Genomic DNA, 8,787 nt, shown 5'->3' with positions numbered 1-8,787 from the left:
ATTCTGGTGGCGATGCTGGGGTGGGCGCATTCCGGCGCGCGCAATCCGAACTATTCAAGTTGGTTCGGTCTGTTCAACGTGCCGCAGTTCACCTCACCGGACAAGGCCGCCGCCGATGCCTTTGAGAACAGGCACATCTTCATGGCCTATGTGCTGCTGGCGCTGATCGTCATCCACATCGCCGCCGCGGCATGGCATCACTTCATCAAACGTGATCGCGTGACGGAGCGAATGGTCGACGGCGCGCCGGGCTGATCGCATTTTTTTTGCGCCCGAGCGGTTACGAAAACACGCCGGTCAGCTCTCGCCGAACACGCGCTTGAAGATCGTGTCGACGTGCTTGAAGTGATAGCCGAGGTCGAATTGCTCGGATATCTCCGCGTCGCTGAGATATTTTTTAACGTCGGCATCTTTTTTCAGCAGCGTCTGGAAGTCGCCTTCGCCGCGCCACACCGGCATCGCGTTGCGTTGCACGAGCTTGTAGGCATCCTCACGGCTGCAGCCTTTTTGCGTCAGCGCGATCAGGAGCCGCTGTGAATGCACGAGGCCGCCGAGGCGGTCGAGATTTTTCTGCATGTTCGCCGGATAGATCAGCAGTTTTTCGACCAGTCCCGCGAGACGGACGAGGGCAAAATCCAGCGTCACCGTGGCATCGGGCGCGATCATGCGTTCGGCGGAGGAGTGCGAGATATCGCGCTCATGCCACAGCACGACATTCTCCATCGCCGGCGTCACATAGGCGCGCACCATGCGCGAGAGGCCGGTGAGATTTTCCGACAGCACCGGGTTGCGCTTGTGCGGCATCGCCGAGGAGCCTTTCTGGCCCTCGGAGAAGAATTCCTCGACTTCCAGCACCTCGGTGCGCTGCATGTGCCGGATTTCGGTGGCGAGGCGTTCGACCGAGGCCGCGATCACGCCGAGTGTGGCAAAATACATCGCATGGCGGTCGCGCGGAATCACCTGCGTCGAGATCGGCTCCGGCGTCAGGCCCATGGCCTTGGCGACGTGTTCTTCCACGCGAGGGTCGATCTGCGCGAAGGTGCCGACGGCGCCCGAGATCGCACAGGTCGCGACTTCCTTGCGGGCGATCACCAGCCGCTCGCGGGCGCGGGAGAATTCGGCATAGGCGTAAGCCAATTTCAGCCCGAACGTAATGGGTTCGGCATGAATGCCGTGAGAGCGGCCAATGGTCGGCGTCATCTTGTGTTCGAAGGCGCGCTTTTTCAGCGCCGCCAGCACCCTGTCGATGTCCGATATCAACAGATCCGCCGCGCGGGTCAGTTGCACGTTGAGGCAGGTATCGAGCACGTCGGAGGAGGTCATGCCCTGATGCACGAAGCGCGCTTCCGGGCCGACGATCTCCGCCAGGTGGGTGAGGAAGGCAATGACGTCGTGCTTGGTTTCGCGCTCGATTTCGTCGATCCGCGCCACGTCGAAAATCACGTCGCGGGCCCTGGCCCAGACCGCTTTCGCGGCCTCTTTGGGAATGACCCCCAATTCCGCCAGTGCGTCCGCCGCATGCGCTTCGATCTCGAACCAGATCTTGAAGCGCGTCTGCGCCTCCCAGACGGCGGCCATTTCCGGGCGGGTGTAGCGGGATATCATCGACGACTCTGAGGTTTGGGGTTACGTCGCGCTTTAGCAGAGCAGCCCCGGTGAGACAAACGCCGGTCGGGGTCCAAGCGGCGCGATTTTGGAGCCATGGGGCCGGGCGGGCCAAAATCACGAAATATTGACTGACAGATATTGAAATCTGTCAGTGAGATACGCTATATACAATCCGACGCTGGAATCGAGGCGTCACCCCGGCGCGCTGGCCAATCGACCGTGAACTGGGGACTTGCAGAGGACTTTGCCATGACTATCGAGCTTTTTTATCTGACCGCCCAAATCCAGCGCTGGCTCAACCTGCGCGTCGCCCGTCATCTTGCCGCGCAGGCCGAAAGGTTAACCCGCTAAGGGGATGACAATGACAGCCCATCAGCTTGCTTCGCGAAAGCTCGGCGCCGGTGGGCTTCGGGTCTCCGGCCTTGGCCTCGGCTGCATGGGGATGTCCGATGCCTACGGCCCCGCCGACGAAGCCGAAAGCATCGCTACGATCCATGCCGCGCTCGACGCCGGCATCACGCTGCTCGACACCGGTGATTTCTATGGCTCCGGCCATAACGAACTACTGATCGCGGAGGCCCTGCGCGGGCGTCCGCGTGAAAGCGTGCAGATCAGCGTCAAGTTTGGTGCGTTTCGCGACCCTGCCGGCGGCTTCGGACTCTATGACGCACGTCCCGGCGCGGTGAAGAATTTTCTGACCTACAGCCTTCGCCGTCTGCGCACGGATTATATCGACATCTATCGCCCGGCGCGGCTCGATCCGAACGTGCCGATCGAGGACACCGTTGGTGCCATCGCCGAGATGGTCAAGGCCGGTTATGTCAGGCACATCGGGCTGTCCGAGGTCGGCGCCGAGACGATCAGGCGCGCCCAAACGGTGCATCCGATCTGCGATTTGCAGATCGAGTATTCGTTGCTGACACGCAGCATCGAGGCCGAGATTCTTCCTGCCTGCCGCCAACTCGGCATCGGCGTCACCGCCTATGGCGTGCTGTCGCGCGGCCTGATCAGCGGCCACTGGTCGGCGCAGCGCGGCGAGCAGGGGCGCGATTTCCGCCGCTTGAATCCGCGTTTCTCCGGCGACAACCTGACCCACAATCTCGGCCTGGTCGAGAAATTGCGCGGCATCGCCGGCCGAAAAGGCTGCTCGGTGGCGCAATTGGCGATTGCCTGGGTGCTGGCGCAGGGCGCCGATATTATTCCGCTGGTCGGCGCGCGTCGCCGCGAACGCCTTGACGAGTCGCTTGCGGCGCTTGACGTTATCCTGTCGGACATGGACCTTGCCGAGCTTGCGCGCGCCATTCCGCGGGACGCCGCCGCCGGCGCGCGCTATGCTCCGGCCCAGATGGTGATGCTCGACAGCGAGAAAGCGACGGTGCGCGCATGAACGAGACACTGGTTTTGACCCCTGAGCGAATTCTCGAGGTCACCGAGGACGTGCTGCGCCGTTTCGGGCTGGCGAAGGCCACCGTGGTCGATGTCGCCCGGGCGCTCGATGTAAGTCATGGCAGCGTCTACCGTCATTTTCCGAGCAAAGCTTCGTTGCGCGAGGCGGTGGCGAAGCGCTGGCTCGACCGGGTCAGCACGCCGCTCGCGAAGATTGCGGAAAGTTCGGGGCCGGCCCCGGCAAGACTGGAACGTTGGCTGCGCGCGCTGTTTACCGCGAAGCACAAGAGGGTCAGCGAAGACCCCGAGATGTTCGCGACCTATCTGACGCTGGCGCGCGAGGCGTGCCAGACGGTGAAGGTGCATAAAGAGAGCCTCACCGACCAGGTTGAAACGATCTTGTCTGACGGCGTGAAACAGGGCGTCTTCCAGGTCTCTGATGCCAAGACCACGGCGCGCGCGATTTTCGACGCTACCATCCGCTTCCATCATCCCGCCCATGCGGGGGAATGGAGCGACCCGGAGTTGCCGGCGCGAATCGACGCTGTGCTGGCGCTGTTGCTTCGAGGTCTCGAGGCGCCGCGCAAGCGCTAGACCGATTTCACGCGCAAAGCTCCCAACCTGATTGCGCGCCTCCCGCGCTCCGTTGTTTGATGTCCGTCAATTCCGGCCAGGCGTCGGATGATAGAGTCCATTGCGGAGGAAAGCGTGCGGCTGGCGGTTTTTGCGGATATTCATGCCAACAGGCAGGCGTTCAGCGCGTGCCTTGATTTTGCACGGGCGCACGGCGCCGAGCGGATGATTTACCTCGGAGATTACGTCGGATATGGCGCCGATCCCGAGTGGACGGTCGAGACATTGATGGGTCTCGTCGAGAAGGGGGCGCTGGCCGTGCGCGGCAACCACGACAGCGCCGTCGGAACCCCAGCGGAAACCATGAACGCCGAGGCGCAGGCCGCGATCGAGTGGACCCGCGGACGGCTCAGCGCGACCCAGCGGCGGTTTCTGGCGGAATTGCCGCTGACGCTGCAGGAGGACGATCGCCTCTACGTTCATTCCGAGGCCAGCAGCCCCGCAAAATGGCGTTACGTCCGGTCGGCCGCGGATGCGGGACGCAGCCTTCTGGCGACGGCCGCCAATGTCACGTTCTGTGGACACATCCATCAGCCGGCGCTTTATTCGATATCGGAGGCCGGGAAGATGACGAGCTTCGTGCCGACATCAGGCGTGACGGTGCAATTGCTTCGTGGCCGGCGCTGGCTGACCGTTCTCGGCTCGGTCGGACAGCCCCGCGACGGCGATCCGGCGGCATCCTTTGCCATGTTCGATACCACCTCGCAGGAAATTACCTATTGCCGTGTGCCCTATGATGTCGATACGGCCGCGAAGCGGATTCGCGACAATGGTCTGCCGCCGTGGCTCGCCGATCGCCTTCTGGTCGGCAGGTGAGCGATGGCGAAGCTTTCGGTTCAGTCCGGCGCCAATATCGACGGCTTCACCGTCGGGGAGTGTGTGCACCGCGGTGGCATGGCGACGCTGTGGAGCGTGACCCGGCCCGATCTATCAACGCCGCTGTTGATGAAAATTCCAAGAGTATCCGAGGGCGAAGATCCTGCCGCCATCGTCAGCTTCGAGATGGAGCAGATGATCCTGCCGCGGTTGTCGGGGCCGCATGTGCCGGCCTGCTACGGGACCGGCGATTTCGCCCACCAGGCCTACGTCGTGATCGAACCCATTCCAGGCGAGACGCTTTACAGCCGGCTCGGCGATCTGCCCTTGGCCTGCGACGAAGCGCGCGTCATCGCATGGAAAGTCGCGACGGCGTTGGCCGACCTGCATCGGCAAAACGTCATCCATCATGATATCAAGCCGAGCAGCATCATGTTTCGCCCCTCGGGCGAAGCCGTGTTGATCGATTTCGGACTGTCGCATCACAATCAGCTGCCCGATCTGCTGCAGGAAGAATTCCGCTTGCCCTACGGTACCGCGCCCTACATGGCGCCGGAGCGGCTGCTCGGGGTTCGCGACGATCCGCGCAGCGATCTGTTTTCGCTGGGCGTGCTGCTGTATTTTTTTACGACCGGGGTGCGGCCGTTTGGAGAAAGCGAAACCATCCGCGGCATGCGACGCCGGCTGTGGCGCGATCCCTATCCTCCACGCAAACTAAGAGCGGACTATCCGCCCTGGCTGCAGGAAGTCGTGCTGCGCTGTCTTGAGATCGAGCCGGTCTGGCGTTACCCCACGGCATCGCAACTGGCGTTCGAACTCGCTCATCCCGACCAGATCAAGCTCACCGCGCGGGCGGAGCGGCTCGACCGCGATCCCATCAGCTCGGTCTGGCGCCGCCGCTTTAACGGCAACCTGACGCAGCCGCGGGGCAAGTCCGGTGTTGCGGCCCAATTGGCGTCGGGGCCGATCGTGGTGGTCGCGCTCGACCTCGCGGAGGGATCGGCCGCGCTGAACGATGCGTTGCGGGTCACCGCCGAACGAATCCTCGCGACATTGCCGTCGGCGCGGCTCGCATGCCTGAACGTGCTCAAGCTCGGACGGGTCACGCTCGACAAGACGCTGGATGAAGAGGGCAACAACAAGCATGTCGACCGGCTCGTCACTCTCAAGCATTGGGCATCGCCATTGAAGCTCGACCAGAGCCGGCTGACCGCGCATGTTCTCGAGGCCGTCGACCCGGCGGCGGCGATCCTGGAATTTGCGCTGGTCAACGATGTCGATCACATCGTCATCGGCGCGCGGCAGAACTCGCTGGTGCGCGCGCTGCTTGGCAGCGTCTCTGCCAGGGTCGCCGCGGAAGCGCCCTGTACCGTCACCGTGGTACGGCCGCCGCGGCTCGCCGCGCTGGACGAGGAGCGCCGTGACCGTTCCGATGACCGATCGATGCCGGCGTTGTAGGACGGCGGTTCGCCTGCACCCACCTGCGTCAGGAGAGATCGCGGAACCTAGCCTTCGCATCGCAAATTGATTTGCATGGTATTCCGGATTTGATGAATGATGGCTCGCGACCCATCGGGGTCGAGGGATGAGGTCAAGAAGATGCGCAAGATTGCATTGTTAATCTGCCTGCCGCTGGCAATCTCGGACTTTGCGACCGCGGCGTTCGCAAAGCACACCCACCACAGGAAGCATTGGGTTCATATCCGTGCGGCAGCGCCCGTGGCCGAAAGCCTGACCACGGTCGGGACCCCCGATTGTCATGTGCAGGGACGGTTTTTGCGGATGGCGCATCATTGCCCGCCCGAGGCCATAGCCGCGGCGCCGCGGTGATGCGAATGTCCGGGACTGAAAGCTAGATCGCCTCTCCGCGTGCCAATGCCGCGGCGTTGCGTATCGCGGAAATATTGGCCTTGTAGCTTTCCATGGTGCCGCCCTTGAAAACGGCGGAGCCTGCGACAAAGGCATTGGCCCCGGCAGCCGCGAGGGCACCCGAGACATCCGGGCCGACGCCGCCATCGACCTCGATATCGATCGGGCGTCCCGTGGTCATCGCTCTGACGTCGCTGACCTTGCCGAGCGCGGAGCGGATAAAAGCCTGTCCGCCGAAGCCGGGATTGACCGACATCACCAGCACCAGATCGATCATGTCGATGACATATTCGAGCACCGAGATCGGCGTGGCCGGATTGAGCGAGACGCCGGCCTTCTTGCCAAGCGCGCGGATCGCCTGCAAGGAGCGATGCAGATGCGGGCCGGCCTCGGCATGAACCGTGATGTGATCGCAGCCGGCCTTGGCGAACGCCTCCAGATACGGATCGCATGGCGAAATCATCAGATGCGCGTCGAATATCTTTTTCGTATGCGGGCGCATCGCCTTGATGACGTCGGGGCCGTAGGAAATGTTGGGGACGAAATGCCCGTCCATCACATCGAGGTGGATCCAGTCGGCGCCGGCCGCATCGACGGCGCTTACTTCCTCGCCCAATCTGGCGAAATCGGAAGCCAGAATCGACGGCGCGATGACAAGGGGGCGTGACGCAAATTGCTGAGACATGTGCGCTTTCCCGAACCACTTTCGAAGCGTGCGAAGGGCTTCGGGTAACATGCGCAAAGCCCGGGGGCAATGCGGGGCAGGAGGGGCGGAAAATTCTGCCGCGGCGGCATCAATTGCCGGGGGAGGCAGGCGGTTCCGGATACAAAAAGCCCATATTTTATTGGATTTTCCGCGATGGCACGGCGTTTGCTCATCCTGGGTTTTCGAGGGGTGAAGGCCGCGCTTTGCGGCGTTTGTCGGAGTTCTGCCATGCTGTTTGCTCTTGGCGCCGCGTCGTCCGCGCTGGACGCCATCCAATCGTTGGCCTCACCGGCTTCGTCGTCGTCGCAATCGACCGGCTTTAGCCAGGCCACGGCTGACATGTTCGGTCTTGCCCCCGGCGCCTCCACGTCGGGAAACTCGACATTGCCGTCCGGGACCACCGGATTTTCGCAGATATCGCCGGCCACCATGAGCGCGCTGCTGGCGGCGCAGGGCCAGTCATCGACGCAATCCGCCACCTCGGCTTCCACCGGCGGATCACAGGTCACGGCAACATCGGCGGCGTCGACTACCTCATCCAGCGCCGCGTCGTCATCCTACAATGCCATCGAGCAGCTTACTCAGCGCGAGGCCAACGCGATCTCGTTCTCGGCCAATCCGTTCTCGTTCAACGTCTGACGCGCAGTTTACACGCGCGCACCCATCAATTGAGCTCGTTGCGGCTGATGCCGCCGGCGCGGCTTTCGGTTGAGATCGCTCGGCGGTTGCGAACTTTTACCCGAAACGATCTTGCCACGCCGGCAGCGCGCCGGGAAAAGGCAGCGCGGTCGCGGTATAGACGCCGCGCGCGATGGCGCGGGCCACCACATTGGCCGCGACCATGCCGAGCTCGGTGAGGCCGGCGAGGGGATCTATCGGCTTTTCGCCTGTCGCGGCGGCGAACAGCACGTCGCCGTCGAGCGGTGCGTGCACCGGATAGATGGCGCGGGCAAATCCGGTCTGCGCGATCATGGCGAGTCGCTTGGCCTGGGTTTTGGTCAGGTCCGCATCGGTCACGACTACCGCCAGCGTGGTGTTTTCGACTGACGTCGCGCTCGGTCCGCCCTTGAGGCGCATTCTCAGCATGTCCGGCGCGAAGGCGTGCGGCAATCCGCGTCCGCCAAATTCACCGTCGATTTCAAACGGTGCGGCCCAGAACCACGGCCCGTCGCCGACAGTCACGGTGCCGACCGCGTTGACCAAGGCAAGTGCGGCGACCGTCACGCCGCCTTGCGTTGCCGCCGAAGCTGAGCCGATCCCGCCCTTGAAATTCGCGGTGGTGGCGCCGAGCCCGGCGCCGACGCTACCAAGCGCAAAATTCTCGGCTGCCGCAGCTGCCGCAGCGTAACCGAGATCGCGGTAGGGCGCGAAGCGGCCCCATTTCTTGTTGCCGCCGTTCAGGAGATCGAAACAGATCGCGCCGGGAACGATCGGGATCACCGCTTCGCGCACCACAAAGCCGCGACCCTGCTCGGCGAGCCAGGCCTGTACCCCGCCGCCAGCCTCCAGCCCGAACGCCGAACCGCCGGCAAGCGCGATGGCGTCGATCCGCTCCACGGTGTTGGCGAGATCGAGCAGGGCGCCTTCGCGCGTGCCGGGCCCGCCACCGCGCACGTCGATCGCCGCCACCGCCGGCGTATCGAAAATCACCGCGGTGACCCCGGACGCCAATGCGGTATCGTCGGCGTGCCCGACGCGGACGCCGGCAATATCGGTGAGGAGATTTTTCATGGTGCAGTTCACCCGGCCTTGATCCCGTCAGTCCCCGA

The 8,787-nt window shown here is 63.4% G+C and carries 10 protein-coding genes; 7 read left to right on the top strand and 3 right to left on the bottom strand.

The genetic code is table 11. The annotated features are described in order from the left end of the window. Nucleotides 1-255: cytochrome b (locus tag ABR948_RS09240; RefSeq protein ID WP_428116192.1), on the top strand; the 255-nt coding region annotated here is incomplete at its 5' end. Between the two features lie 42 nt (nt 256-297). On the opposite strand, the gene purB is transcribed toward ABR948_RS09240, so the two are convergent. Next, nucleotides 298-1,605, bottom strand: a complete 1,308-nt coding sequence (purB, locus tag ABR948_RS09235; RefSeq protein WP_428116189.1) for an adenylosuccinate lyase — start codon at nt 1,603-1,605, stop codon at nt 298-300. A gap of 364 nt (nt 1,606-1,969) precedes the next feature. Between purB and ABR948_RS09230 the strand changes: the two genes are divergently transcribed. The 5 genes from ABR948_RS09230 (at nt 1,970) to ABR948_RS09210 (ending at nt 6,273) form a co-directional block, all read left to right on the top strand. Continuing rightward, the gene (locus ABR948_RS09230; RefSeq protein WP_428116187.1) at nt 1,970-2,995 is read left to right on the top strand and encodes an aldo/keto reductase; all 1,026 of its coding nucleotides are present in this window, start codon (nt 1,970-1,972) and stop codon (nt 2,993-2,995) included. Further along, nucleotides 2,992-3,588 carry a TetR/AcrR family transcriptional regulator gene (locus ABR948_RS09225; protein ID WP_428116184.1) on the top strand — a complete coding sequence of 199 codons (597 nt, stop codon included), beginning with the start codon at nt 2,992-2,994 and terminating at the stop codon, nt 3,586-3,588. The genes ABR948_RS09230 and ABR948_RS09225 overlap by 4 nt, the downstream gene beginning before the upstream one ends. 114 nt (nt 3,589-3,702) lie before the next feature. Continuing rightward, nucleotides 3,703-4,443 (top strand): metallophosphoesterase family protein, encoded by a 741-nt coding sequence (locus ABR948_RS09220; protein ID WP_428116201.1) that lies wholly within the window; start codon nt 3,703-3,705, stop codon nt 4,441-4,443. A gap of 3 nt (nt 4,444-4,446) precedes the next feature. After that, on the top strand, nt 4,447-5,901 hold the full coding sequence (locus tag ABR948_RS09215; protein WP_428116181.1) for a serine/threonine protein kinase: 1,455 nt from the start codon (nt 4,447-4,449) through the stop codon (nt 5,899-5,901). A 96-nt stretch (nt 5,902-5,997) separates the two neighbouring features. After that, the gene (locus ABR948_RS09210) at nt 5,998-6,273 is read left to right on the top strand and encodes a hypothetical protein (RefSeq protein ID WP_428116180.1); all 276 of its coding nucleotides are present in this window, start codon (nt 5,998-6,000) and stop codon (nt 6,271-6,273) included. Between the two features lie 22 nt (nt 6,274-6,295). Here the strand turns inward: ABR948_RS09210 and rpe are convergent, their stop codons facing one another. After that, complete coding sequence (gene rpe, locus ABR948_RS09205) at nt 6,296-6,997, bottom strand: ribulose-phosphate 3-epimerase (RefSeq protein WP_428116177.1); 702 nt, start codon at nt 6,995-6,997, stop codon at nt 6,296-6,298. A gap of 249 nt (nt 6,998-7,246) precedes the next feature. On the opposite strand from rpe, the gene ABR948_RS09200 reads away from it, so the two are divergent. Beyond that, the gene (locus ABR948_RS09200) at nt 7,247-7,657 is read left to right on the top strand and encodes a hypothetical protein (RefSeq protein ID WP_428116175.1); all 411 of its coding nucleotides are present in this window, start codon (nt 7,247-7,249) and stop codon (nt 7,655-7,657) included. A 96-nt stretch (nt 7,658-7,753) separates the two neighbouring features. Here ABR948_RS09200 and ABR948_RS09195 read toward each other — a convergent pair whose 3' ends face one another. Continuing rightward, nucleotides 7,754-8,749 (bottom strand): P1 family peptidase, encoded by a 996-nt coding sequence (locus tag ABR948_RS09195; RefSeq protein ID WP_428116172.1) that lies wholly within the window; start codon nt 8,747-8,749, stop codon nt 7,754-7,756. Between the last annotated feature and the right edge of the window lie 38 nt (nt 8,750-8,787).

The sequence above is a fragment of the Bradyrhizobium sp. genome (assembly GCF_050014615.1).
Lineage (GTDB): Bacteria > Pseudomonadota > Alphaproteobacteria > Rhizobiales > Xanthobacteraceae > Bradyrhizobium.
Note: the sequence above shows the minus strand (reverse complement) of the source record. Positions and strands in the feature narration are given on the sequence as shown.